Source organism: Alteribacillus iranensis (assembly GCF_900113025.1).
Taxonomy (GTDB): Bacteria; Bacillota; Bacilli; order Bacillales; family Marinococcaceae; genus Alteribacillus_A; species Alteribacillus_A iranensis.
Map to the genome: position 1 here is coordinate 18,009 of NZ_FONT01000005.1, position 24,733 is coordinate 42,741.

Here is a 24,733-nt window from a genome sequence, read left to right on the forward strand (position 1 = left end):
GCGGGACTGAGATAGTACAGGAATTATTGCTCATCACTGGCCGTATTATAACTATATTACCCCTGTTTTTGTTCATTACCATACTAATGGGGAAACGGGCGATAGGAGAGCTCCCTGTTTTTGATGTGTTAACCGTCATTACACTAGGGTCTGTGGTCGGTGCAGACATAGCAGATCCAAACGTCGAACATCTTCACACAGTATACGCTATTATTCTCATTGGTGTTTTTACGCGGCTTGTAGCAAAAGTAAAATTAAACAATCGAAACATAGGAAAATGGATTACATTCGACCCCACTGTTGTCATCCAGGATGGACGGATTATTTATAAAAACGTAAAGCAGATTCACTTTACTATCGATAATATCCTCTCTATGCTGCGTGAAAAAGACATTTTTGATATAAGCGACGTCCAAACCGCTGTGATCGAGGGAAACGGAACGCTTAGTGTACTTAAAAAACCTCAAAAAAGCACGGTTACTTTAGAAGACTTGAATATCCATCAGTCCGTTGCCGCTATTTCTTTCCCTGTCATTGTGGAAGGCCATGTTTACCAAAGCGTTTTACACGAATTAGGGACAGACGGCGCTTGGCTTCATGAAGAATTGAAAAAGCAAGGCGTATCTTCAGTTGATGAAGTGTTTCTAGGAACGTTAGATATTCAAAAGAATCTGCAAGTTTCTTTAAAAGAAGATTCTTCTATTCAAATACCTCCTTTATACAATTAATTTTAGTGAACCATTCAGAGTGTTCGTGAATAGGCTATCCATACAAAATACTTCCTTAAAAGAAATGGTTGTGATTCGTATGGAACGTTACCGCCTGCCTGTTCCCATCCAAACCTATTCCATGAAAGCGTCTAAAATCTCTATTTATTACCCTCAAGTTTTGCTTCCGAACCCCATCTTCCAACATTCTATAAACGCTGCTATTCTTCATAAGGTCTTTGCCATGTTTGCAGGAGTAGATGAACTGGGATACTACGAGCCTGGAGTTACTGAGTTGATCGGAAATTATGAAATGAAGAACAATCAAAGAGGGATTATCAGCTTTACCTTTACACTTTTTGCAAATATGCCTTCATTAGCACATCCTGTGGATATGATGGATTCGTTGACTGCCGATGTCCAGACAGGGAAAATTTACCCACTACAAGATCTATTTGTACCTGCCAGCAATTATAAAGACAAGATTAATGCGTGTATAAAAAAACAAATCAAAGAGAGGAATATACCACTTTTAGGCGAATTTCCAGGGATTTCTGATGATCAAACATACTATTTAGCAGATAAAACACTAATTATTTATTTTGATGAATATGAAATTACACCTGGTTACGTTGGGTTCCCTATGTTTCCTATCCCTTCATATATTCTAGAAGATGATATAGCAAGTGAGAGTCCGCTTCAAATCCTTATGTCTAACTAGACTTTTTGGAAAAAACAGTTGAACATGCTATAATAACGGAAAATTAACATTAACGTGATCATACTGGAGGATTTATGCTGACATTTGAAGAAAAACTACAGATTATGGAGTCCTTTCCTGAATTAGAAAAAAAGGAAGTGTCTATGGGGCGTGTCAATTTCCATTATAACGACACTGTTACGGATAAAAAGAATGTTGTTTATCATTTACATCCAAATGGAAATGGTTTCGTTTACGCAGAGAGAATTGGCGGTTATGACACGGATTCAAAAGGGATGGTAAACATACGCAACTTCACCGAAGAAGAACTTCATCAAATCGTACGTGCGTCTATTGCATCCTTATCTACCTCAGAAGAGGAGGATGATCCATTTTACGAGGAATGGGTTAATCATGATGATCAGCTGCTTGTTCTCATGGAGGAAGATGACGCGTGGAATATATATGCGGGAATTGATCTTGACGGAACATTTAACTCATATCCCGAAGCTGCTAATTATCTCAATCAGGAAGGATTTAAGCGTTCTTAAAAGAGGCCAGGTGTTGAATTTTATTCTCCACCTGGCTTTTCTTCTCTCTTTTATTTAAATTGAGTTACAATTTCTTCTGGTACTTCATCTTCTGTTAATACACCATAAAATTCTTCTCGACTGTCCGTAATGAAACGACAAAAATAGGTTCCATCCCCATGTTCACTGTAATTATTTAAAATATTCTCCACCGCTTGACTGTCTTTTACTTCTATAATCGGATTGTTATCCGTACTTCTCATAAACACTTGATCAGGAAAATACTGTTGGTGGGCAGCGTCAGGAACATTTACCACTTCAAGGGATTGAATGTCTTTCGGCGTAACTCTAGCTTTTTCTAAATATCCATGCGCTTGTAACCAGCTTTCGAACTCGTCAAATGTCTTTTTCCACATCATAACGGGACGTTCCTGACGGTAGGCATACGGCTGACTTTTTGCATTTTCGATATTTTCTTCTGTATTCAGGATAATATGTCCCCAATTCTTTCCATTCTCTAACATGTCATCAATGGTTAATCGTGAAATTTCATATTTTAATAATTGTCTTATCTCTTCAATTTCTTTTGGGTTAGAGATGGTAACATTATCCCGCGTAGGGACATGAGGGGCAATCACAATTGATTCCATTGGTTTATCTAATTCCGATAATTGAAACCTGCTTCGTTTATACGTCTCCGACTCCATAACTGCTGCCAAACTATCTATCTTCTCATTATTAGAAACAGAATATTCCCGTACGAGCTGTTCACCATTGTCCAATTTATATGACACGATATAACGTCTGCTTTGTCTTGGTTTCGTCTGCTGTTTTTTATCTATCATTTCATCGTGAAATGCTCTTACATTCTGAATATAGCGTTGATCATTGGCGTAGATCTCTTTATTTTCGTCTTCGTTCATCAGTTGTTGCAGGTTTTCGCCAAAATAAACTCCTTCAATTTCATTTTTACTAGGAATCGCTTTTTCATAACCCATCACATCCGTATTTATTCCAATACCTACAATAACGATAATTCCTGCGTATATAGCAAACCCTTTGAGAAGTTTCCCACTCCATATTCTCCACGTCTTTTGAATAATCATCTCTGCCACAAAAAATCCAATCAAAGCGCCAGCAATATAACCAAATCCGATCCACCCGTAAGTATTAAACCTTTGAAAATATACAGCCCCCACAAGCATGGAGCAAAAAGTCACTCCGTACTTAAAGATGGGCTTGAGCGGTTGAAACGCAATCGCTTGCCCTGCTGTTTCAAGTGGTCGAATTTTATATAAAAAATAAGCAGCCACTCCAAATACGATGGTAAGAAGAAAGTAAATGATTAATTCAGTAATAGGAAGAGACATATTGTTATAATCTAACTCCGTCAGCTTCATAACAGGTGACCAGCTGGTGATATTCTCACTACTGTAGTAGGAGGCGGGAAATCCATGCAAATATCTTGATAATGATGCCGTGATGAGAAAGAAAAGAGCAGGAGGTAAAACTAATAAAATAAAAGTAAGTACTCCTTGCGCTGTCGACATGCCTGTCACCATACCCACCATTACAGAAAAAACATAGAGAAACATCGTCATGATACTAATAGCGAAAACCCAGCCCCATATATCTCCTGAAGAAATAGATTCAAAGAATGAATGCGTATTCGTAATCACTGCCGCACTTAAAGCAGACAACCACACCGGTGGCAGAAGTAGCATAAGTCCGGTAAAAATGTGATTCAAATACAAGTCTTTTCTTCGAATTGGCAAACTATGTATGATATCACTCGATGACTTCGTCTGAATGTAACGAAAGATCACAATACCCGCTAGTACGGGGAGAAAAAGGATGAAAAACAGTTGTGAAGCAAAACCAATTTGAAACAGATTGTCCACCGGCTCGTGCATCACCTCTTCATTTGACGTCATCAACAGCATTTGAAGAGGTAAAGCAAACAGCAGGCCTACCAAATATACAATACCTATCCAACCATGTTGTTTTACATTTTGTTTTTGGATTCCTTTGTTAAAGAAGAATGTTTTCAATTTCATAACCAACCTCTCCCATTTCATAAATAAACATTTCTTCGAGAGTTAGCGGAAGTATATCAAAAACGAATGGCTTTTCTGACCGAACAATACGTTTAATATTACTTTCCTCCCCTTTGACAATAAGAACAGAGACACTCCCTCTCTTCTCCTGATGTACGACTTCTAATTGGTCTACTATATGTTTCTCCTGGAGTTCTGACTTGAATGCTACTTGAATTTTATGTGTGTCTGCTTTTAAGTCATCCAACTCTTTTTCCACGATGAGCTCCCCTTGGTGCATAATTCCAATGTGATCACAGATGTCCTCTATTTCTCTTAAATTATGAGAAGAAATAATGACTGTCATTTCACGATCGGCCACATCCTGAAAAAGAACATTTTTAATTTTTTGGCGCATAACGGGATCCAGCCCATCGATCGGTTCATCTAGAATGAGGACAGAAGGCATACAAGACAAAGCGAGCCAAAATGCTACTTGCCGCTGCATTCCCTTAGATAATTTATGGATTTTTCGATCAGTATCAATTTGAAACACTCGCTTTAACGTGTTGAAACGAGACGCATCCCATTCCGAATAAATGTTTTGGTAATATTCCGCCATTTGAGCAATCGTATTTTGAGGAAAAAAGTAAAGTGTATCTGGTATGTAACATACTTTTTTCTTAATAAAAACATTTTCAAAGACGGGCACATCTTCTATGGATATTGTGCCGGTTTCCGGTCTGTAAATACCGGCCATCATTTTGAGAAGTGTCGTTTTACCTGCTCCATTTGAGCCTAAGAGACCGTATATCGACCCTCTTTTTACAGTTATATTTATATTTCGAACTGCTGTTTCATTATGGAATTTTTTTGTGACGCTCTTTGCCTCAATCACTTTTCTCCTCTCCTTTCTCTATTTCATCGAACCATTGTGCAATCTGCTCTTTCGTCACTCCCAAATAAACAGCTTCTCTCAGTAAATGCTGAAATTGAGTTTTTAACTCATTCACTTTCTTATCGGCATGTAGTTCTATCGGTGCCACAAAATACCCCTTTCTGTTAGCGGAGTATAAATATCCCTCTCGCTCAAGCTCCCGGTATGCCTTCTGAATCGTATTAGGATTTATGGTCAATTCTTTTGAAAGCATACGAACAGATGGAAGTTTTTCATCAACAGTTAGTACCTCAGCAAGAATTAATTCTTTGATTTTTTCCATAAGTTGTTCATATATTGGTTTTCTATTGCGTGGATCTAACTCAAACAAATGTCCCCCTCCTTTCTATTTAAGGGGTTCAATTATATGTATCTGTATCATTTGTATTAATACAGACATTATAGATTTTTAAATTTAACTTGTAAATATGTTTTTAAATAATTTGCGTGAGTGATTTGATTTTAGATCTCAACATTTCCTTGTGACAGCTTCTCAAAGAATAAAAGCTCAGTCGACTGAACTTGCACAGGACTTGCTGGTTTTTGCGAATAAAAAAACAGCACTCGTTTATGATGAGTGCTGTCTGTCACTATAAGGGGGGTTTTCCCTCGTATGATAAGTTTTCAAAGATAGAATGTAATACGTAATATAACCTACGACACCGAATAATAAAATTTGTACAAATAAAAGAGGGACAATAAATAGAATGGAATAAAAAGAACTGACCCACAATACCACAATAGCTGTTATTTTTGTCTTAAGCGGGATCCCTTTTCCAGAACGATAGTTTTTTATATAAGGTCCGAGCCATTTTGCTTTTAATAATTTATCATATAACGACGGAGAAGAGCGGGTATAGCAAAAAGCTGCTAATAACAAAAAGGGTGTCGTCGGAAGCAAAGGCAAAATAATTCCAATAACACCAAGTATCACGGAGATCGTCCCTGATGCAACAAGTATATATCTTTTTACAACGTTCATCACCCTTCTCTTCCTTTCCTCCCTCATTGTGTTGTGAACATTAGAGGTTCGTTAAAAATGCATTTCATATATATATTATATTAACATAAAAAGAGCCAAAACTGAGCGGAAGCTTCTTGTTTTGACTCTATTCTTATTATGGAGAGACTGCTTGAGGGTGATTCTCGTACACCATCTCTAAATTAGCCGCTTCTGCGTTTGACGCGACTTGTTCGGGATTTTTACACCCTGGAATCACACAACTCACCGCAGGGTGTTTTAAACACCAGGCAAGCGCCCATTGTGCCATTGGAATATGTTCTGGGACTTCATTTTTCTGTATTTCAGCAGCTAACGCCAGCTTTCGCTCCGTTTCTTCTCGATCGCGAACACTTCTTATATCATTTTCCTGGAAGGTAGTACCTGGCTTGTACTTTCCGCTTAAGAATCCACTAGCCAAAGGAACTCGAGCCATCACACCAAGTTTATGCTCTTCACAGATAGGGAACACTTCCTCCTCCGGCGTACGATCTAGACGGTTGTATACGACTTGTAACGTACTAGCATTAAATGAAGGAGTCTTTTCCGTTTGAAACGTGTTGTTATTTTTCGCAATCGACGTACCAAGATGTCGAATTTTACCAGCTTCAACTTGCTTATCGAGCATTGTCCAGAGATCATCATTATCAAAATATTCGTCCCCTCCAGAATGGAATTGGTAAAGATCAATATAATCAGTTTGGAGAGCACGCAAGGAATCATCTAACTGTTTCAATACTTCCTCTGGCTTGTAATGATGGGTCCGATCATAAAACCCATGAAATTGGTGGCCAAATTTTGTGGCCAATACCCAGTTCTCCCGATCATTTTTGATGGCTTCCCCTATAAACTTTTCCGACAAGTGATCCCCATAGCATTCCGCTGTATCGATAAAGTTTATGCCTGTTTCTCTAGCTTTATCAAAAATGGCGTCAACTTCCTTTTGAGTATAGTCTCTTCCCCATTCACCACCAAATTGCCACGTTCCAAGTCCGATAACTGAAACAGTCATTTCTGTTTTTCCGAGAGTCCGGTACTTCATAATAACGCTCCTTTCACCAACAACTTTCTTAGTATTGACCATGTTTGTATGTTAAATTGAGAGCATATAACTATATGATATTAAAAGGTAAATGCTCCTGTCTATTAATAACTTCTTATCCGTTACATCAATAGAAGGCGGTGTCAAAGGGTCTAAAAAACGCCCCTTTGACAGCCCATCTTTCTGTTCACGCGCTTTAGATCCAATTCTTTCATACTAGCGTTCTTAAGGTTATTTTTCCAATTACAATCTCCCGCATATTTTAATGATCTCTTTATAACTCGTTTTGTCTTCAGCATCAAAGCTCGTATTTTTAAACGCTATGCGCCCTTCTTTATCTACCAAAAAACAAGATCGTATGGCAATTTCATCTTTTTCATTAAATACGCGATAATCTTTGACAACTTTTTTATGCCAGTCAGCAAGGAGTGGATATGGTAATGTACCCAGACTTGCTTCGAAGACATTTTGAGAAAAAATATGATCGCAACTAATTCCTAATACTTCCGTATCCTGTTCTTCCAGCTTACTATATTCCTCTTTCCAAGAGGACAGCTCCTTAATTCAGACGGGTGTGAAATTCAACGGATAAAACATAATCAATACATTTTTATTTCCTCGGAAATCAGATAATGTAATGTCCTGTTTATTCGTAGATGGTAATGTAAAATCTGGCGCCATTTCGCCTATTTCTAAACTCAATTTAATTTGCTCCTTTCCTTGCTTTTCTATGTATGTTCCCTCGTTTCGGTAAAAAGTAATCATCCATTCACATAACATCCATTCATTTTGCTAATACTGTAAAAGCCCACTGAACAATGAAGGAGGGGAAATTGGTGGATATTAAGCGCGCTCAAGAAATAGCTGAGTCCCCTGTCATGGCACATGTGACGTATGATGGGACTCCTATATATATTCAACACGTGGATGAGCACAGCCATACCGCTAGAATTTATGCATTAGAGGACCCAGATACCGAGTTAAGCGTGCCACTCGACCAATTAATGGAGTGACAGGATAGTCTCAATCATTAAAAGGTCCCGTTTCAACTATTAGTTTGCTTAAAGCAGAAAATGAATCGCATGCACAAACAGTAAAACCCCGGACAATAAAATTTCTGTCCGGGGTTTTCAACACTATGCAGCTGATTGTTTCGTCGTTCCTCGTAACAACTTTGCTTGAATTAAACGTTTACGTACTGAAATACCAATCCAACTAGCTAAAAATGCCTTAATCAGGCCGACGATAATAAATGGATACACCCCTCCAGCTAGAGCTGCACTCCAAGTTAGATCGGCTACATATTTTAATTGAATCGTTCCAATCGTAAGAGTAATAATCATTCCAATAATATTTGCGATAAACGCCATTGCTATGTTAAACGAGGTTTTCTCAAGTATAAAACCAATCACAAAAGCTGCGATAAAGAAGCTGATGATATATCCTCCAGTCGGGCCAATAATTACACCAAGCCCTCCTTTTGCTTCAGCAAATACCGGAAGACCAACTGCACCAAGTAGCATATAACATATCATCGAAATTGCACCATACTTGCTCCCAAGAATCGTCGCCGTTAACCCCACAGCTAATGTTTGCCCAGTTATCGGAACTAAAGGAATAGGAATAACTAATTGGGATAATACAGCCGTTATTGCAGCAAACATTCCGCAGATTATTATCATTCTAAGTCTGTTTTCATTATGTACCACGTTCTCCACCTCTTTGTTAACCTATTTAATATAAAAGTTAACACAAACAGATAATGGATACAAGCTAACTTTACACCATTCAGACAAAGAAAAAGAGATACTACATTGTAAATATTCAAACACCGAACGAATGACATATCCGCTCGGTGTTTTCGTAACCTATTTATATTGTTTTTCTCTCATCGAGACTCTCTACATTATCAGTAGCGGTTTCTTCATATTCAATCGTGAAACCAGTGAAGCCATAGATGATAGCAAATATTGGACTGAGGAGACATAAAAATGCGAATGGTGCATAAGCAAAAGCACTCACACCTAACGTCGCAAACATAAATGCTCCGCAAGTGTTCCAGGGTATTAAAGGTGATGTCATCGTCCCTGCGTCTTCAACTGTACGGGAGAGATTTTTCATTTTTAAACCTCTCTTCTTAAATTCCTCCGCGTACATCCGAGCAGGTATGATAATACCTAAATATTGGTCACAACCAATTATATTTGTGGCTATTGACGTAGTAACGGTAGTAGAAATAAGGCTGCCGGTCGATTTAACAAACTTCATTAACGCATCTACAATAGCTTGGAAGAATCCGGCGGTTTCCAAAATGCCGCCAAAACTCATTGCAATGAGGATTAATGAAATCGTCCACAACATTGCATCTACGCCTCCATTATTCAGAAGGCTGTCTAGTACTTCCATACCCGTATCTGCTTCAAATCCATAATGCATGGCCATTATAGCATCTGACACCGGGACACCTTGCACGAGCACTGCACTAATTGCCCCCAAAATTGCTCCGATGGCAAGAGCCGGCATAGCAGGAACTCTTTTTACCATCATAGCTATTACTATAGCTGGAACAATTAACAACCATGGACTAAGGGTAAAAATGTCAGAGAGACTATTTTGAATAGCCGCTACTTGCTCAATATTCGAACTGGAACTTGAAAAAGAAAGTCCTAGAATAAAATAAAGAATTAATGAAATAATTAAGGCTGGAATTGTCGTAAACATCATATGCTTAATATGCTCAAACAATTCTGAGCCGGCTACACCTGGTGCCAAGTTTGTTGTCTCTGACAGCGGTGAGATTTTGTCACCAAAATAAACACCCGACACTACTGCACCAGCAACCATGGCCAAATTCACACCAAGTCCTTCTCCAACACCCATTAAAGCAATGCCAATCGTACCTGCAGCTGTCCAGGCATTACCAGAAGCTATCGCGACGATACACGAAATTAAGCAGGCCGCGAAAAGAAAATAAGTCGGAGATAATATTTCTAATCCATAATAAATCATTGTCGGAACAATTCCACCTGCGAGCCAAGTACCAATAATCATGCCAATAATAACTAAAATCATGACAGCTTGTAAGGATAAGGTAATCCCTTTAATCATACCTTTTTCTAAGCCTTGCCAAGTATGCCCCAGCCTTAATGCTACGATCACAGCCACCACCGCACTTAAAAACAATGGAATATGCGGATCAGCTTCTAAAAATCCAATGCCCACCACTAAAGCAGCTACCATAAATAAAATGGGTATCATTGCAATCATCAGTGTCGGTTTCTTAGCTTCTTTCGTTGCTGCTGACATGTATGTCTCCCTCCAATAACATCTAGTCGTCTTTAACTAAGGACCGTAAATATATCGGACAAATCCTCAACTTCCTATGGATTAACTACGTTACATTTCATTTTTCCATTCCATTAATGTAGCATTAAATCGTGACTCTTCATCTTCAGGAAGATAATTTTTTAATACTCTCAGAAATGTAAAACCGTTATTAAGTTGAAATGTCATCACCGGGTCATATATTTCTCTTGCTTCCACTCGTTTCGCATATTCCTCTGGAGTAAGCAAATCTTCATATTTGTGATAATTGGGAATACGTCCCCCAATGATAACGCTTTCCAAACCGAGATCACGACATAAATCTTGTCTCGCTTTGTATAATTTTCTTCCAATCTTCAAGTTTCTGTACTCTGAATGCACCACGACTTCTATACCGTACAGATGATCAGCTTCAGGTGTATGATTGCGAATATATCCTTCATCACATATTTCATCAAAAACATGATCTCTGTCCCAGTCTTTTCTTGCCACAATAAGACTGCCGGATGCACCAACTATCTTATTATTATATTCGACGCACATCTGTCCTGCCGGAAAAATATCCATTTGACTTTCATAATGTTCTGTTTTAAAGGCAATGTCTTCGCCAAAACCTTCCATTGCAATGTCTCTAATTGCCGGAATATCCTCTTTCTTAGCCGGCCGGACTATAATCTGTGTCTCGTCTTTTGTCGCTTCATGATTCATTATTCTCCCTCCCTCACATGGTTCTTTCTTCACTTTTTATAATTGCAAGTATTGTGCCAATTATAAATTTTAAAGGATATTTCATTCCTAATTCGATAATTGCCTGCCAAGAGTAGGTTTCACTCTTTATTCTCATTTGGCTTCCTCGTGCTGTTAGGAAATTTCACTCTATAAACTCATCAAAGTTATGCAGGTGGACATACGCTATGCATATCAGTATACCCACATAACCTCCTCGTTTTTTCTGTTTTTATTGTTATAATAGGAAGGTTTCACTAATAATTGCCTAGTACCATATTATGTCTATGAAAAAATGAATACTAACTCAAGTAAAGCTAGGATAATGAGTTGACCGGCTAGCTGATTTTTTATAGGACTGATAAGTCTGGTTTGGAGTAGCGTCCAGCTTATCAGTCCCTTTGTTTTTAGTCATTTTTCCATTCCATTAATGAGGCATTTGTTCTAGACTCTGTATCTTCAGGAATATAGTTTTTTAATATACGCAGAAAAGTAAAGCCGTTGTTCAACTGAAAGGTCATAACAGGGTCATAAATTTCTCTTGCGATTACTTTTTCTGCGTATTCTTCCGGCGTATATTGATCTTCGTATTTATAATAGAAAGGTATTCTTCCACCAATAATAATGCTTTTTAACCCAAGCTTTTTACATAGCTTCTTGCGTTCTTCATATAATTTTTTTCCTAGTTTCAAATCTCTGTAGTCCGGATGAACCACCACTTCAATTCCGTAAAGATGCTCGCCTTGAGGGTTATGATTTCGTATATAACCTTCATCACAAATTTCTTCAAAATGATGCTCTCTCTCCCAATCGGATTTCGACACAATCAGACTGCCAGATGCTCCTACAATTTTCCCGTCGTATTCAATACATCGCTGTCCTTCTGGGAATAGCTTGAGCTGACTTTCGTAATGTTCTTTTTTAAATGCCACTCCTTCACCAAAGCTTTGAACAGCCAATTCCCAAATCTCCGGGATATCTGTTTTTTCCACTGGGCGAATTATAATGTTTTGTTCTTCTGGCTTTTTTATTTCTTTTTGCATACAAGCTCTCCTTTAAACCTTACACTGTTCACTGTTCACTTGGGGGCTTTTCGAGCATTGCAGCAAAATCGGGGGCTGCCGCAATACTTTTGTAAAGAACGGTGAAACAGCGCGTGGTTATTTTCAAATCACACTTTACCTAATATTTAAGAGCGTGGGTACATGTCTGCAGATGAACGAATAGAAATAAACTTTTCTTCCATGAACTCGTGCAATCCTGATGTTCCGCCTTCTCTTCCAATTCCACTTTCCTTTACGCCACCAAATGGAGCATGAGGAACAATAGGAGCAGCATCATTGATACCAACCATTCCATATTCCAGTTGGTACATCATTCTCATACTTCTTCCTAAATCTTCAGTAAAACAGTAGCCCATCAATCCATACTGAGTATTGTTCGCCCGTTCTACGACTTCTTCTTCTGTCTTAAAAGAGAAAATAGGAGCTACGGGTCCAAACGTTTCTTCCTTTGCTATACTCATGTCGTCTGTAGTATTAGCTAACACGGTCGGAGCATAAAAATAACCTTTATCTCCTTTCCGTTTTCCTCCGGCTACAATTGAAGCGCCTGAAGAAGCGGCTTTTGCGACTTGATCTTCCACTTTTGAAAGTGCCGCTTCATTCACCAATGGTCCCATATCTGTATCTTCTTCCATTCCATCGCCAACTTTTATATCCGCTACAGATTTTGCTAACCGTTGACTAAACTCATCCAAAATTGATTCTTGTACATATACACGGTTCGTACTGATACATGTCTGACCAGAATTCTTAAACTTAGTAGCGACCACTGCAGATACAGCATCGTCTAGATTCGCATCTTCAAATACAATAAATGGAGCGTGACCACCAAGTTCCATAGAGACCTTTTGTACATGTTCAGCAGCATTTCTCATAAGGAGCTTGCCAACATTGGTTGAACCCGTAAAAGTTATTTTTTTAACAATGGGATTGCTTGTCATTTCTTTCCCTATAGCTTCTGCATCTCCGATCACCAGATTAGCGACTCCTGCTGGTAAACCTGCACGCTCAAAACAACGGAATATTTCGATTGCACAATGGGGAGTAGAGGGCGCTGGTTTTAACACTCCCGTACACCCAGCAGCAAGGGCAGGTCCTAGTTTCCGAGTAATCATAGAAACCGGAAAATTCCATGGAGTAATTGCGCCAATTACACCTACAGGTTGGCGTATTACCATTAAATGTTTCTTTGTATCCAGAGGAGGGAGTACTTCACCGTATACTCGCTTTGCTTCTTCTCCATACCACTCTAAATAAGCAGCACCTGAGATGACTTCACGCCGAGCATCAGAAATTGGCTTTCCCATCTCTTTTGTTATCATTTCAGCAATAGAGTCTACAGCTTTTCTCATTTCCTCTGCTACTTTTATAAGCAGATTTCCTCGCTCCTGCCCAGAAATTGCGCGCCACTCTTTAAAAGCTTCATGTGCCGCTTGAATTGCTTCCTCTGCTTCCTTCTGCCCGCCTACATACACCTCGCCTACTAATTCTTCTGTAGCTGGATTTCTTACTTCTTCTTTTTTATTCGTCTCCCGCCATTTACCGTTGATGTACATTTTCTTTACCTCCTGTGCTGACTGAAAACTTTTCAAAAGGTTGATGAGCCGGCATCCCGTCGCAAACGTATATGTCATTCGTTGTTAAGTTCATTACGATCCCAAATACTGTTTCCATTCGCCGATGGACAGGAGCCTGCTCATTGACATAGTGGTTGATAGAATTCGGAGCGTTAAATGTATCACGCAGCCATTCTCTGAATGTTTCATCGGTGATTTTTGTTTGATTGGTTATAGCTTGTTGAATAAGCTGTTCTGCTCTCCGCTTACGGATTTCAGAATCAGAATAACGTAGATTGTTTCCTTCCCCTACCTTCATTTGAATCTCTTGAGAACAAATGTGATTAGTATGAACCCCATGGGAAGCCTCTTCATTGGTAATGGCGATACCGAACGGAGAAACTTCTACATGAAAGGCAAGACCACGATGTTTTCCTTCACTGTATCCAATCATAAAGTTTGCCGCAGATGCCATCTGACCTTCCTGAATTTTCCCCATCGCTTCATGGAGAGAGGAAGAATCAAGTATTGAACGAAGCCCTAAATGAATCGGGACTCCATCTGTTTTTTTCGTTGAATGAAGGGCGTTCAAACCAACTCCAAGAGCATTCTCATTACAGCCAATTTTTCCTATAATTCCGCCTTCCGTTATCATAAGAATATTCGGCCTATCTTCTCTTTCAATGTTTAACATAAGAAGACTGTCTTTCTGCGTACCTTTCCAATCCCAGTTCTGTCCGATAATCGTATCTTCCGTGAGCGGGCTGCATGTGCTAAAACTAGTACACCCATCACTAAAACTCGTGTGTGCGTTACCCGTCAGTGCAATTTCACTTCGAGCATTCAAGGCTAAAATGTCCTCAAATACAAGGCCTGCTCCGTCAGCTACTCCTTGCATTTCTTCTAATAAACTCTCATCAAAGGACTCTATTGCCCGAATATGAATTTTTGCTCTCTCTTTTACTGTGTTCCAATCAATCCCCTGATAATCATAAAAGAGTCGTTCATACGTAGAGAGGCTGACATGAATTTCATCTTTTCCCTGCTCCCCATGCTGCCGGCCGATTTCTGATGCAGAACCTCGCAAATTTAATTTTTTCATACATTCCATCCTTTATATTAGGTAATCACTAAAATACTGAGCGCTCTACTTGTTCACTGCAGAGCGCAAAGTATTCATTCATACTAACTATGCTTTAAAATTCGTCAAAGCATCATCTATGATAGAAATCATTTTTTCAATTTCTGGTTTTGTAATGACTAACGGTGGTGCTAGTGCAATGATTGCTTTTCCATCTGCTGTGCCAAGTGCACGTAAAATAAGATTTCTTTTAAAGCAATCTTCTACAAATTGAAGTCCTACTTTTTTATCAGCATCGAAGCGCTTTCCACTGGCACTATCTTCAAAGATTTCAAAAGCTCCTATCAACCCTTTATTTCTAGGCAAACCAAAAATCGTATGCTTATCTTCCAAATAAGCCAGCCCTTCATTCATGACTTTTTCCATCTCTTGAACATGGCTCACAATATTCTCTTCTTCCATTATTTCCATATTTCTTATGCCCACTGCACAAGCCATTGGGTGCCCACTGTACGTAAATCCGTGAGCCATAACACCTTCCGATGAGTTGATCACTTCTTTAATCTTGTCATGAACCATAACTGCACCAAGCTGTGCGTAACCACTTGTGATCCCTTTAGCTAATGACATCAAGTCAGGTATCACATCGTAATGTTCAACGGCGAATTTAGCACCTGTGCGGCCAAATCCATTGATAACTTCATCCGCAATAAAAAGAATGTCAAATTCATCGCATAGATCTCTTAAGGCTTGTAAATATCCTTCTGGAGGCATATACACACCGCCAGAACCTTGAATTGGCTCGATAATGATACCAGCGATTGAATCGGCACCTTCTGTTTCAATGATATGACGGGCAGATTCTTTAAAATCTGGATGATTACGATCACCTTTCTCGCATTCTGTTAAGTGAGCGGTAGCATGAAGCATATCTGGTATGTGAGTACCGGCAAATCTGTGAAAGCCAGCTAATGTTGTTGCCGTACCTGCAGCAATAGTCACGCCGTGATATCCATTTTTAAAGGAAATGAATTTCGATTTCTTTGGTTGATTTTTTAACTGCCAATAAAAACGGGCTAATTTAAATGCCGTGTCATTCGATTCTGACCCTCCGGAAGTGTAAAAAGCTGTGTTTAATCCTTCCGGCGCCCAATCAGCTAACTTCTTGGCAAGTCGAATCGCTGGTTCATTGGAGTATCCTGCGAAAGAAGAGCTGAAAGCAATCTTATCCATCTGAGCTTTAGCAGCTTCCCCCAACCCTTTCTGTCCATGACCTAAATTCACATTCCATAGCATAGAGATCCCATCAATGTATGATTCACCGTCTGTATTTTTAACGTTAATTCCGTCTCCACTCTCAAAGACCATTTTCGGAAGTTGGCCTGGTACACTTGTTGGGTGCATGTAGTGTTGGACATCCAGCTGTTCTAATTGTTCTGTTAATTTACTTTTTACAGGTGTGCTTGACATCTATAAAACCTCCGTTACTTTTTTATTGTTCACGCTTTCATAAATGCAATTACTATGCCAACTTCAAGATTCTCTTTTTTCTTTCTCTTTGTATCACAGACATGACGAGGTTTCATGAGGAATTAAAAATATCAAGATCACCTACTAAATAAAATTGCTCCCTTAAAAACTTTAATTTCACACTATCAATTTATGAAAATATGCATAGACTAATTATTCCTGCATAGATTATGCGATGTCTTATTTGTCATCACCCAAAACCCCTATATTTCTCGCATTTATTGCTAATTTATTCATTAGACACTAGCACTCTCTTTTTTCTCCCCTTCTTTTTTATGCTTATATGAATAACTCATTTTAGTGTTTACTCTTTTATTGCTCGACTAACGATGACGAGAAATAGAAATTGCTGCGTCTGTCTTTTAAGGGAGTGACAGAACCTGCCATTCTATTCCTTTTTATTTTCTGAAAGTCGACTTCTCCGTGTTGAACAACCAGAGAGTGTTGATTGTTTTCTATAACAACTCCTTTATCAGGAAAACTTATATCAATGGGTGAATATATCCCCGCTCCTGAGTAGTAACTGTCAGTTCTTGGCACCTGAGAAAGGTACCCGGATAACCCCGTAATCACTACAAACGTTTCACTTTCGATGGCTCTGGACTGGGCACAATATTTCATTCGCCAATATTCCTGCTCATCTTTCGCCGCAAAAGGGCTAAATATCAGTACTGCTCCTTGCTCCACCGCTTGAAGGGTAAGTTCAGGAAAGAGTAAGTCATAACCCGTTAATATAGCAATTTTCCCCTTGTCTGTATCCATAACATTCAGCTTATTCCCTGGTTTTACTCCAAACCATTTACGTTCTTCCAGAGGGACATGTATTTTATATTGCTGGTCGATTTTTCCATTACGGTGAAACAGGAAACTCACACTGTACAATTCATCTTTACATTTTATAAACTGTGACCCGGTGATAATATTGATACTGTATTGTACAGAGAGTTGTGAAAATAATTGCAACACATCATCTGTAAATTCGGTTAATTTACGCGCTTGCTTGCTTGGAATTGTTTCTCCTACATAACTAAGCAGTTCATTTGTAATATAATCGGGTAAGACAGCAAAGTCTGAACGTCTTTTCGAGCACAGATTTATAAAGTACTCGCAACGTTTTGCAAATTCATCAAATGAGCCGATTGTAGTTAAAGGATATTGTATCGTTGAGACCTGAACAAGTTTTGCATTGTCGTAAAGCTCATCTTTATTTGGAATATAATCTGGATTGGTCCACTCCAGGATGGTTGCGTATTTTAAGGAGGCATCGTCTTCCTTTAAATAATTAGCCTGCACACCTCTAATTTCAAATCCATTCATTAACTGAAAAATAAGCACCGGATCATAAATGTTTTGATCTCTGACTTGCTCTACATACTCTTCTGCTGTAAGTCGTTTAGCATATTTGTGGTAATTAGGAATTCGGCCGCCAAATATAATGCTTTTCAAATTCAACCGTTTACATAGTTTACGGCGCTCTTCATATAACCGACGTCCTATTTTTAAATGTCTGTATTCGGGGTGGACTACTACATCAATCCCATATAAGTGCTTCCCATATGGATCATGATTGGTTATATAGCCTCCACCGCATATCTCTTCAATAGAATGATTATCACCGTACTCTTCATAATTCACGATTAGGCTAGAACTGGACCCTATGATTTGACCGTTAAATTCCACACATATTTGCCCCGCAGGAAAAATTCGTATGTGACTTTCATAATGTTTTCTCTCAAAGGCAATGTCGGGATTATCAAATCCAAGACGCGCAATTCGCACCACTTCATCGATATCCTTCTCCTCCATTGGTCGTAGCGTAATTTGATTTTCATATGATGAGACATCCAGGCTCTCCATTTCATTTCTACTCCTTTCTCTACTTATCAGAGAGGTTTCCACCACACTCTAAAATCATTTTATCTAGCGAAGCGATCCTGTAATTGTTTATATACTTTCACAACCCCTACACCTGTTGAATTCTGACTATGAAATGGAATAGGTTTTAATTTGGGAATACGCAGTGGGTGGTCTGGATCGCCTTCCTTTAGAATATCCTCTGCTATTGTTTTTCCAAGCATAGTAGCCATAGCAGCCCCATGTCCTCCATAACCAAATGCAAAGTGTGTTCCGTCCTTCAATTGCCCCACGTAAGGTAACATGCTCTTTGTAAATCCCACTTTTCCTCCCCAGCGGTATTCTATCCGGGTTCCTTTTAATTGCGGAAATACTCGCAGCATACCTTCCCATAAGTTATCAAATAAACGGTTTTCATCCCGTTTACTAGAAGCCCTTCCAGAGCCTCCAAAAGCCAATCGATTGTCAGCAGTTCGTCGAAAATAAAATAAAAGATTTTTAGTATCAAAAACGGCACGGTCATTTTTTATCAAGTCACTTACTACCTCTGCAGGCATACTTTCGGTTGCTATCATGATGCTCTCCACAGGTACAACAGAATGCTTGATTTTTTTATTAATATCTCCCGAATAAGCATTGGTCGCAATGACAAGTTGGTCTGCAGTAATTTTACCTTTTTCCGTCCTGACAACTTTTTTATTATGCGCATTTTTAGTAATGCTTTTTGCCTTAGAGTTCTCATAAATGGTGGCACCTTGCTGTTCAGCAGCTTCCGCTAAGCCTAATGTATAGTTATAAGGGTGGTAGTGGGCACTCTGTTTATCAACACACCCTCCTTTATAAAACCTAGTATTCATTTCTTTGTTCATGTTATGTTCATCGATGATCTCTAAATCATAGTAGTCTAATTTTTTTGCCATGAATTCCTGTTCTCTTTTCATGCTTTCAAGATGTGACGGCTTATAAGCCGCTGCTAAATGTCCATTTCGTTTAAAATCACACTCTATTCTATGTGTATTTATAATGTTTTCAATGAGATCAATAGCGTTTATAGAAAGCTGCCACATTTCCTTAGCTTTCTCCAAACCTTTTTTCTTCGCCCAATATTCCATTGAACCTAAGTATCCCGTTAAAACTTCCCCTCCATTTCGGCCGCTAGCACCCGCGCCGACTTTCCCTTGTTCCAATACTACTGTTTTACAACCTTTTTTCTGCAGATGGTAGGCGGCTGATAAGCCTGTAAACCCTCCACCAATTATTGCTACGTCGTAACTTTCGTCTCCTTGTAACTCTGAACGTCGAACATGTTTATTTGCTGTTCCTTCCCACATCGATAGCAAATCCATATCTTTCACCTTCCCATCTGATCCTATTTGTATATCATTTCTGTTTTACATAAAGCTAGAAGTTTCATTGTTTTTTGATGTGAACTTCATTAGGATAACGATCGAAATCAAAACCAAAGCCATTAGCAACAGCGATATGGCCGAACCCAGCTGCCAATTCATCTCTACAAGAAAAGCATCTTTGATGACATTCCCAATCATCAATAAACGACCACCAGTCAATAAATCAGTAACAACAAATACACTAACCGCCGGTACAAATGTCATAACAATTCCTGAAAGAACCCCTGGAAACGTCAAAGGTAGAGTCACTCGAAAAAATGTACGGACAGGGTTCGCTCCCAAATCTTCAGCTGCTTCTAAGTAAGACTGATTCAGTTGCTCAATAGATGCATAAATTGGCAAAATCATAAACGGTAAAAACCCGTAAACTAGTCCAATTATTACGGCAAAAGGTGTGTATAACATAGTGATTGGTTCGGAAATGATGCCTAGTTTTATAAGGAGGTTATTGATCGCTCCTTGGTTATTCATTAGAATAATCCACGAGTATAACCGTATAAGGAGGTTTGTCCAAAACGGGATCATGACCAATAATAATAATAGATTTTTCCATTTCCCGGCATGAGCGATAAAGTAAGCAAAAGGATATCCAATCAAGACGCAAGATAACGTCGCAAGCCCCGCCCACCATAGAGACTGCCAGATAGCTTGAGCATATAAAGAGCTGAAAGCCAATGTATAAGCTTCTGTACTAAATTCATATAAAATGCCGCCAAATCCAGTATTTGTTGTAAAACTTATTATGGCGATCATCGCTACGGGAACGACTAAAAAGGCTAATAACCATATGATGGTAGGTGATAACATTAAATAAGCCGCTTTTATGTTTCGCACCATAATCTATACCTCTCCCCCTTTTCTATCTGCTCGCATCATTCGCCATCCAACAATGGAGACGAAGAAGATAATTAGCAAAATTAGGATAGTAGATAACGCATTAATCTCTGGTGATACTCCTCGTCTTACCATAGAGTAGACGAGCACTGGAAGAGTATTCGATCCTGGTCCAGTCGTAAAGAACGCAACCACGAATTCATCGAGTGATATTGTAAACGCCATGAGAGCTCCTGCTAATATGCCAGGAAACAAAAGTGGAAAAGTTACTTTCCAAAAGGTATGCCACTCATTAGCGCCTAAATCTTTCGCTGCCTCTTCAAGAGCATTGTCCATCCCAGCCAGCCTTGCCAGAAGGACGAGAATCACAAAAGAAGTTGCAAACACTACATGCCCTGGCACGATCGTTAGAAGTCCTAATTGAATATTCATAGCCCCGTACAAGCTCAGTAGTGCAACTGCCAAGACAATTTCAGGTATAACAACCGGTATATAAAAAATAAAACTAATTGCCTTTCTGCCAGGAAAAATATACCGATGAAGCACAAGTGCTCCAAGCACTCCTAACACGGTCGATATAATGGTAGTTATCACGGCTACAATTAAACTATTTACTGTGGCTTCAATAATCTGGCTATTGTTAAACAACTTTACATACCATTCAAAAGTAAAACCTGTCCATACCGTACCTAATTTGGAATCATTAAAAGAAAACGCCATCAACACAACTAACGGTATATAAAAGAACATGAATACTAACACGGAGTAGATTAATAATATTTTTCTCGTTCTTGGTCTCATAGACACCCCCGCCTTTGCGCTAACACAGTCAAAATTCTTAGCTTTCCGCCACTGAAGGTGACGAAAAGCTAGCCGATTTTTACTCTACTTTTATCTCCTTGTAAATTTGGTTCATTTTCCCTAATTGCTCTTGGTTCATATACTCAAAAAACGATGAACTTTCTGGTATTTCCGGATATGAAGCTGGATTATTTGACTCTTCCTCACTCATTAACTCTTGAGCCGCTTTGTTTGGATTACTACTAGGTATAGCGTCAGTCAATTTTTTACTCACCTCTGGACGCAACATGTAATTAATAAACACCTCTGCCGTATACTTATTTTTGGAAGAGACAGGGACTACAAAATTATCCATCCAGAGCATGCCCCCATCTTCTGGTAGTAAATAGCTTATTTTGTCATTTTCCGCTATTGCTGTTCCTGCTTGATCAGAGTATGTTTGTGCTAACCATACTTCCTCGCTAACCAGTTTATCAGCAGGTGTGTTATCAAAAGCTAGTATATTCTCATTCACTTCTGATATTTTCTGTTTTGCTTCCATAAGTTCCTCATCAGACGGATCATTCATGTCGTATCCTAGCATTTGTAACGCCATGGATACTCCTTCTCGTGGAGTTTCTTGAATAGTAACGCGACCTTCATATGCAGGATCCCATAATGCTTCCCAACTTCTAGGCTCGTCCACATATTCCGTGTTATAAGCAATTCCTATACTCCCGTAAAGATAAGGAACAGAATAAGTGTTGTCTGGATCGAAAGAAGGGTTTCTAAATTCCTCTGAAATATTTTTAAAATTCGGGAGGTTATCCATGTTTAGCTCCTGAAGCAGTCCTTCTTCCGCCATCTGTTCAACAAAATAATCAGTCGGCACCACAACGTCATAATCCACTGTGTCACTATTCAACTTTGTTATTAATTCCTGATTAGATGTGTAGGTATCATAAATAACCTTTACGCCAAATTCTTCTTCAAAATCTTCCAAAATTTCCGGGTCAATATTTTCACCCCAGTTGAAAAAATACAGTTCTTCAGCTAACTCTTGATTACTATCTTCTGCGGATGATGATTCTGACTTATCTCCACAGGCTGTGAGCAGGAGAGTGACAATACAAAGGAAAAGCAAGCTTTTATAAGGAGCAGCCATAAACGGACCTCCCTTTCCATTCGCAGTTAATATGCTTTCTTAATCCACCTTAGATTCCTGGAAGTAACGGTTCATCATCTGGGTCTTATCTGGGTCTAAAGGTTTTCCCCAATCTGCTTTTTCAATTTGTTCAGAGGGGATGTTCATTCCAGGGCTTTCCTTCAATTCGTCGTCCAGCAATTCTACGGCTGCTTCATTCGGATTTCCGTATGGGTACGCTTCAGAAAGCTTTTTGCTTACTTCCGGACGTAATAAATAATCGATAAAAACTTCCGCTGTATATTTATTTTGTGCATTAGCGGGAATAACCATATTATCTGTCCACCGAATTCCTCCTTCTTCCGGAAGCACAAACTCTATATTCTTGTTTTCTTTCCAGGCTACTGCTGCGGCTCCCGAATAAGCATATCCAATCCATGCTTCGCCACTTGCAAATTCGGGCTCTGGGGTTGACTTAAAAGCGAGCAGATTTGGAACTAATTCTTTTAATTTTTCACCAGCCTCTTGAAGTTGTTCTTCCGTTGGATCATTCGGATCATATCCTAAAGACTGCAATAACATGTTAAAGTTTTCTTTAGGTTCTTCCATCGTTATGACTTGTCCTTTGTATTCAGGATTCCATAGGTCTTCCCAGCTTGTCGGAGCTTCATCTATCTTCTCGGAGTTAAAAGCAATTCCATCATAACCGTACATATATGGGACGGAGTATTTTTCATCCGGATCAAACGGAAGCCCTTTCCATTCATCTGCAATATTTTCGTAATTAGGAATATTACTAAAGTCAATTTCTTGTAGCATCCCTTCTTCTTTCAATTGATTCACGAAAAAATCTGAAGGAACTACTAAGTCATAAGCCACTGTGCCTGCCTGCAGCTTAGCAAGCATTTCCTGGTTAGAGCTAAAGGTAGAATAAACGATTTCCACACCAAATTCTTCTTCAAAATTGTCGAGAATTTCCTGGGGCATATATTCGCTCCAATTAAAAATTAACAACTCATCAGACAATTCTTCACTAGCCGCCGCATTTTCTGGACTCTCATTTTCATCGACATTTGTTTGCTCGCTATTCCCCCCACTCGAACAAGCCGTCAAACCAATAATAAGTATGGAACAAAGCAAAATTAACCTATTGAATTTCATTGTCATTTTATTTCCCCCTTTTCATTACATAAGCTAAGCTTCTATTTTCTCTTTCTCGTGAACAGGAAATATTACCGCATTTTCTGGGTTCCAGTAAATATACAAGTTGTCTCCTTCTTGAAGGTGCAGTGTTTTATCATATGGACTATGTGCTGTGATTTTTTGACCGTCCGAGAAGGAAGCAACAATTTTAGTCACAGAACCAATATATATTTTGTCTTGGATTTTCACCTTTAAATAGTCTTGTGACTTATTACCCGGCTCTTGCGTGATGTGAATTCGTTCCGGGCGGATCGAAAGGTATATGTCTTCACCACTTTCAATGTTCGAATGATTATGAATACTCACTTTCTGTTCTCCGATGGACATATATAAGTTGCTACCTTCACCACCTTTCACAGTACCTTCAAAGAAATTTGTCTCCCCTATAAAATCAGCGACAAATTTTGTTTTTGGTCGTTCATATATTTCATCTGGCAAACCCATTTGTTCTATCTGCCCCTGATTCATTACAACGATCCGATCAGACATGGTCAATGCCTCTTCCTGATCATGAGTAACATAGATAAAAGTCATACCCAGCTCTTGCTGTAATTGCTTTAATTCAAGTTGCATTTGTTTTCTAAGTTTTAAGTCTAATGCTCCTAATGGTTCGTCAAGTAAGAGCACACGTGGATTATTAACAATTGCTCGAGCAATAGCTACACGTTGTTGTTGCCCTCCACTCAATTTTTTAGGTTTTCTATCGCTAAAAGCTCGGAGTTGGACAAGATCCAGGGCCCGATGCACCTGCTCATCAATCTCACTTTTTGGTATTTTTTTCATTTTCAAACCGAAAGCTACGTTTTCCGCTACTGTCATGTGTGGAAAAAGAGAGTAGCTTTGAAAAACTGTATTCACTTCTCTGTTATAAGGTTCTATTTTTTCGACTTGCTTTCCATCGATCCAAATGTTTCCTTCATCAGGTTTCTCAAATCCTGCAATCATTCTTAACGTTGTTGTTTTTCCACATCCAGAAGGTCCCAGTAAAGTTAAAAATTCTCCCTCCTTAATATCAAGATTAATCTTATGAACTGCATAATTTTCACCAAATTTCTTTGAGACCTCTTCTAGATATACCATGTTATCTGACACTGTTCACCCTCCTGTCACAAAGTAATGAATTCTAGCACCTCTAGTTGTAAATTGACTACGCTTACATATACTTGCAAGTTCTGTACCATTATTGAAATTTTATTAAAAATCTAATAATTACTTTAAAAAGGACTTTTTTAGTTTAAAAAAACAAACGCAACCATTCCTATACCATCTTTTTTAG

The 24,733-nt window shown here is 38.9% G+C and carries 24 protein-coding genes; 4 read left to right on the forward strand and 20 right to left on the reverse strand.

Features of this window, described 5'->3' with window-relative positions; all coding sequences use genetic code 11:
- Window positions 1–26: 26 nt before the first annotated feature.
- The 3 genes from BM095_RS11520 to BM095_RS11530 all read left to right on the forward strand — a co-directional run bounded on the left by BM095_RS11520 (window position 27) and on the right by BM095_RS11530 (window position 1,958).
- Window positions 27–728: a DUF421 domain-containing protein gene (locus BM095_RS11520; RefSeq protein ID WP_245757889.1), complete on the forward strand. Its 702-nt coding sequence runs from the start codon at window positions 27–29 to the stop codon at window positions 726–728.
- Between the two features lie 79 nt (window positions 729–807).
- Window positions 808–1,428, forward strand: coding sequence for an RsiV family protein (locus BM095_RS11525; RefSeq protein WP_177194794.1), 621 nt, complete (start codon window positions 808–810; stop codon window positions 1,426–1,428).
- A gap of 74 nt (window positions 1,429–1,502) precedes the next feature.
- The gene (locus tag BM095_RS11530; RefSeq protein WP_091661858.1) at window positions 1,503–1,958 is read left to right on the forward strand and encodes a hypothetical protein; all 456 of its coding nucleotides are present in this window, start codon (window positions 1,503–1,505) and stop codon (window positions 1,956–1,958) included.
- 50 nt (window positions 1,959–2,008) lie between these two features.
- Here BM095_RS11530 and BM095_RS11535 read toward each other — a convergent pair whose 3' ends face one another.
- The 6 genes from BM095_RS11535 to BM095_RS11560 all read right to left on the reverse strand — a co-directional run bounded on the left by BM095_RS11535 (window position 2,009) and on the right by BM095_RS11560 (window position 7,732).
- Entirely contained in the window at window positions 2,009–3,994 is a 1,986-nt protein-coding gene (locus BM095_RS11535) for an ABC-2 family transporter permease (RefSeq protein WP_091661861.1), read from the reverse strand.
- A complete protein-coding gene (locus BM095_RS11540) occupies window positions 3,969–4,871 on the reverse strand; it encodes an ABC transporter ATP-binding protein (protein ID WP_091661864.1) in 903 nt (300 codons plus the stop codon). Before BM095_RS11540 ends, BM095_RS11535 begins: the two co-directional genes overlap by 26 nt.
- Window positions 4,864–5,241: a GntR family transcriptional regulator gene (locus tag BM095_RS11545; RefSeq protein WP_091661867.1), complete on the reverse strand. Its 378-nt coding sequence runs from the start codon at window positions 5,239–5,241 to the stop codon at window positions 4,864–4,866. The genes BM095_RS11540 and BM095_RS11545 overlap by 8 nt, the downstream gene beginning before the upstream one ends.
- A 237-nt stretch (window positions 5,242–5,478) precedes the next feature.
- Window positions 5,479–5,892: a YbaN family protein gene (locus BM095_RS11550; RefSeq protein WP_091661870.1), complete on the reverse strand. Its 414-nt coding sequence runs from the start codon at window positions 5,890–5,892 to the stop codon at window positions 5,479–5,481.
- Window positions 5,893–6,028: 136 nt separating this feature from the next.
- Entirely contained in the window at window positions 6,029–6,952 is a 924-nt protein-coding gene (locus BM095_RS11555; RefSeq protein ID WP_091661873.1) for an aldo/keto reductase, read from the reverse strand.
- A 243-nt stretch (window positions 6,953–7,195) separates the two neighbouring features.
- Entirely contained in the window at window positions 7,196–7,732 is a 537-nt protein-coding gene (locus BM095_RS11560) for a redoxin domain-containing protein (RefSeq protein ID WP_322787612.1), read from the reverse strand.
- A gap of 38 nt (window positions 7,733–7,770) precedes the next feature.
- On the opposite strand from BM095_RS11560, the gene BM095_RS11570 reads away from it, so the two are divergent.
- On the forward strand, window positions 7,771–7,965 hold the full coding sequence (locus BM095_RS11570) for an H-type small acid-soluble spore protein (RefSeq protein ID WP_407639163.1): 195 nt from the start codon (window positions 7,771–7,773) through the stop codon (window positions 7,963–7,965).
- A 123-nt stretch (window positions 7,966–8,088) separates the two neighbouring features.
- Here BM095_RS11570 and BM095_RS11575 read toward each other — a convergent pair whose 3' ends face one another.
- From BM095_RS11575 to BM095_RS11640, 14 genes are all read right to left on the reverse strand, one after another.
- Window positions 8,089–8,634 carry a biotin transporter BioY gene (locus BM095_RS11575; RefSeq protein WP_091662491.1) on the reverse strand — a complete coding sequence of 182 codons (546 nt, stop codon included), beginning with the start codon at window positions 8,632–8,634 and terminating at the stop codon, window positions 8,089–8,091.
- Window positions 8,635–8,824: 190 nt separating this feature from the next.
- Window positions 8,825–10,258, reverse strand: a complete 1,434-nt coding sequence (gene nhaC / locus BM095_RS11580) for a Na+/H+ antiporter NhaC (protein ID WP_091661883.1) — start codon at window positions 10,256–10,258, stop codon at window positions 8,825–8,827.
- Window positions 10,259–10,348: 90 nt separating this feature from the next.
- The gene (locus tag BM095_RS11585) at window positions 10,349–10,984 is read right to left on the reverse strand and encodes a GNAT family N-acetyltransferase (RefSeq protein WP_091661885.1); all 636 of its coding nucleotides are present in this window, start codon (window positions 10,982–10,984) and stop codon (window positions 10,349–10,351) included.
- Between the two features lie 425 nt (window positions 10,985–11,409).
- Window positions 11,410–12,045 (reverse strand): GNAT family N-acetyltransferase, encoded by a 636-nt coding sequence (locus BM095_RS11590; protein ID WP_245757890.1) that lies wholly within the window; start codon window positions 12,043–12,045, stop codon window positions 11,410–11,412.
- Window positions 12,046–12,191: 146 nt separating this feature from the next.
- On the reverse strand, window positions 12,192–13,622 hold the full coding sequence (locus tag BM095_RS11595) for an NAD-dependent succinate-semialdehyde dehydrogenase (protein WP_091661888.1): 1,431 nt from the start codon (window positions 13,620–13,622) through the stop codon (window positions 12,192–12,194).
- The gene (locus BM095_RS11600; protein WP_091661890.1) at window positions 13,606–14,724 is read right to left on the reverse strand and encodes a C45 family autoproteolytic acyltransferase/hydolase; all 1,119 of its coding nucleotides are present in this window, start codon (window positions 14,722–14,724) and stop codon (window positions 13,606–13,608) included. The genes BM095_RS11595 and BM095_RS11600 overlap by 17 nt, the downstream gene beginning before the upstream one ends.
- A gap of 87 nt (window positions 14,725–14,811) precedes the next feature.
- Complete coding sequence (locus tag BM095_RS11605; RefSeq protein ID WP_091661893.1) at window positions 14,812–16,173, reverse strand: aminotransferase family protein; 1,362 nt, start codon at window positions 16,171–16,173, stop codon at window positions 14,812–14,814.
- 372 nt (window positions 16,174–16,545) lie between these two features.
- Window positions 16,546–18,090: a GNAT family N-acetyltransferase gene (locus BM095_RS11610; protein WP_091661896.1), complete on the reverse strand. Its 1,545-nt coding sequence runs from the start codon at window positions 18,088–18,090 to the stop codon at window positions 16,546–16,548.
- Between the two features lie 59 nt (window positions 18,091–18,149).
- Complete coding sequence (locus BM095_RS11615) at window positions 18,150–19,433, reverse strand: NAD(P)/FAD-dependent oxidoreductase (protein WP_091661899.1); 1,284 nt, start codon at window positions 19,431–19,433, stop codon at window positions 18,150–18,152.
- A gap of 45 nt (window positions 19,434–19,478) precedes the next feature.
- Window positions 19,479–20,333 carry an ABC transporter permease gene (locus BM095_RS11620; RefSeq protein ID WP_091661903.1) on the reverse strand — a complete coding sequence of 285 codons (855 nt, stop codon included), beginning with the start codon at window positions 20,331–20,333 and terminating at the stop codon, window positions 19,479–19,481.
- 3 nt (window positions 20,334–20,336) lie between these two features.
- Complete coding sequence (locus tag BM095_RS11625; RefSeq protein ID WP_091661907.1) at window positions 20,337–21,131, reverse strand: ABC transporter permease; 795 nt, start codon at window positions 21,129–21,131, stop codon at window positions 20,337–20,339.
- A 79-nt stretch (window positions 21,132–21,210) separates the two neighbouring features.
- On the reverse strand, window positions 21,211–22,275 hold the full coding sequence (locus BM095_RS11630) for an ABC transporter substrate-binding protein (RefSeq protein ID WP_091661910.1): 1,065 nt from the start codon (window positions 22,273–22,275) through the stop codon (window positions 21,211–21,213).
- A gap of 39 nt (window positions 22,276–22,314) precedes the next feature.
- Window positions 22,315–23,421 carry an ABC transporter substrate-binding protein gene (locus BM095_RS11635; RefSeq protein ID WP_245757891.1) on the reverse strand — a complete coding sequence of 369 codons (1,107 nt, stop codon included), beginning with the start codon at window positions 23,419–23,421 and terminating at the stop codon, window positions 22,315–22,317.
- Window positions 23,422–23,448: 27 nt separating this feature from the next.
- Window positions 23,449–24,537: an ABC transporter ATP-binding protein gene (locus tag BM095_RS11640; protein WP_407639173.1), complete on the reverse strand. Its 1,089-nt coding sequence runs from the start codon at window positions 24,535–24,537 to the stop codon at window positions 23,449–23,451.
- Window positions 24,538–24,733: the final 196 nt, after the last annotated feature.

Excerpts from the sequence above, each read along its gene's own strand:
- BM095_RS11525 (WP_177194794.1), top strand. The coding sequence starts at position 808 with ATGGAACGTTACCGCCTGCCTGTTCCCATCCAAACCTATTCCATGAAA.
- BM095_RS11530 (WP_091661858.1), top strand. The coding sequence starts at position 1,503 with ATGCTGACATTTGAAGAAAAACTACAGATTATGGAGTCCTTTCCTGAA.
- BM095_RS11535 (WP_091661861.1), bottom strand. The coding sequence starts at position 3,994 with ATGAAATTGAAAACATTCTTCTTTAACAAAGGAATCCAAAAACAAAAT.
- BM095_RS11550 (WP_091661870.1), bottom strand. The coding sequence starts at position 5,892 with ATGAACGTTGTAAAAAGATATATACTTGTTGCATCAGGGACGATCTCC.
- BM095_RS11555 (WP_091661873.1), bottom strand. The coding sequence starts at position 6,952 with ATGAAGTACCGGACTCTCGGAAAAACAGAAATGACTGTTTCAGTTATC.
- BM095_RS11570 (WP_407639163.1), top strand. The coding sequence starts at position 7,771 with ATGAAGGAGGGGAAATTGGTGGATATTAAGCGCGCTCAAGAAATAGCT.
- BM095_RS11575 (WP_091662491.1), bottom strand. The coding sequence starts at position 8,634 with ATGATAATAATCTGCGGAATGTTTGCTGCAATAACGGCTGTATTATCC.
- nhaC (WP_091661883.1), bottom strand. The coding sequence starts at position 10,258 with ATGTCAGCAGCAACGAAAGAAGCTAAGAAACCGACACTGATGATTGCA.
- BM095_RS11585 (WP_091661885.1), bottom strand. The coding sequence starts at position 10,984 with ATGAATCATGAAGCGACAAAAGACGAGACACAGATTATAGTCCGGCCG.
- BM095_RS11590 (WP_245757890.1), bottom strand. The coding sequence starts at position 12,045 with ATGCAAAAAGAAATAAAAAAGCCAGAAGAACAAAACATTATAATTCGC.
- BM095_RS11595 (WP_091661888.1), bottom strand. The coding sequence starts at position 13,622 with ATGTACATCAACGGTAAATGGCGGGAGACGAATAAAAAAGAAGAAGTA.
- BM095_RS11600 (WP_091661890.1), bottom strand. The coding sequence starts at position 14,724 with ATGAAAAAATTAAATTTGCGAGGTTCTGCATCAGAAATCGGCCGGCAG.
- BM095_RS11605 (WP_091661893.1), bottom strand. The coding sequence starts at position 16,173 with ATGTCAAGCACACCTGTAAAAAGTAAATTAACAGAACAATTAGAACAG.
- BM095_RS11610 (WP_091661896.1), bottom strand. The coding sequence starts at position 18,090 with ATGGAGAGCCTGGATGTCTCATCATATGAAAATCAAATTACGCTACGA.
- BM095_RS11615 (WP_091661899.1), bottom strand. The coding sequence starts at position 19,433 with ATGGATTTGCTATCGATGTGGGAAGGAACAGCAAATAAACATGTTCGA.
- BM095_RS11620 (WP_091661903.1), bottom strand. The coding sequence starts at position 20,333 with ATGGTGCGAAACATAAAAGCGGCTTATTTAATGTTATCACCTACCATC.
- BM095_RS11625 (WP_091661907.1), bottom strand. The coding sequence starts at position 21,131 with ATGAGACCAAGAACGAGAAAAATATTATTAATCTACTCCGTGTTAGTA.
- BM095_RS11630 (WP_091661910.1), bottom strand. The coding sequence starts at position 22,275 with ATGGCTGCTCCTTATAAAAGCTTGCTTTTCCTTTGTATTGTCACTCTC.
- BM095_RS11635 (WP_245757891.1), bottom strand. The coding sequence starts at position 23,421 with ATGACAATGAAATTCAATAGGTTAATTTTGCTTTGTTCCATACTTATT.
- BM095_RS11640 (WP_407639173.1), bottom strand. The coding sequence starts at position 24,537 with ATGGTATATCTAGAAGAGGTCTCAAAGAAATTTGGTGAAAATTATGCA.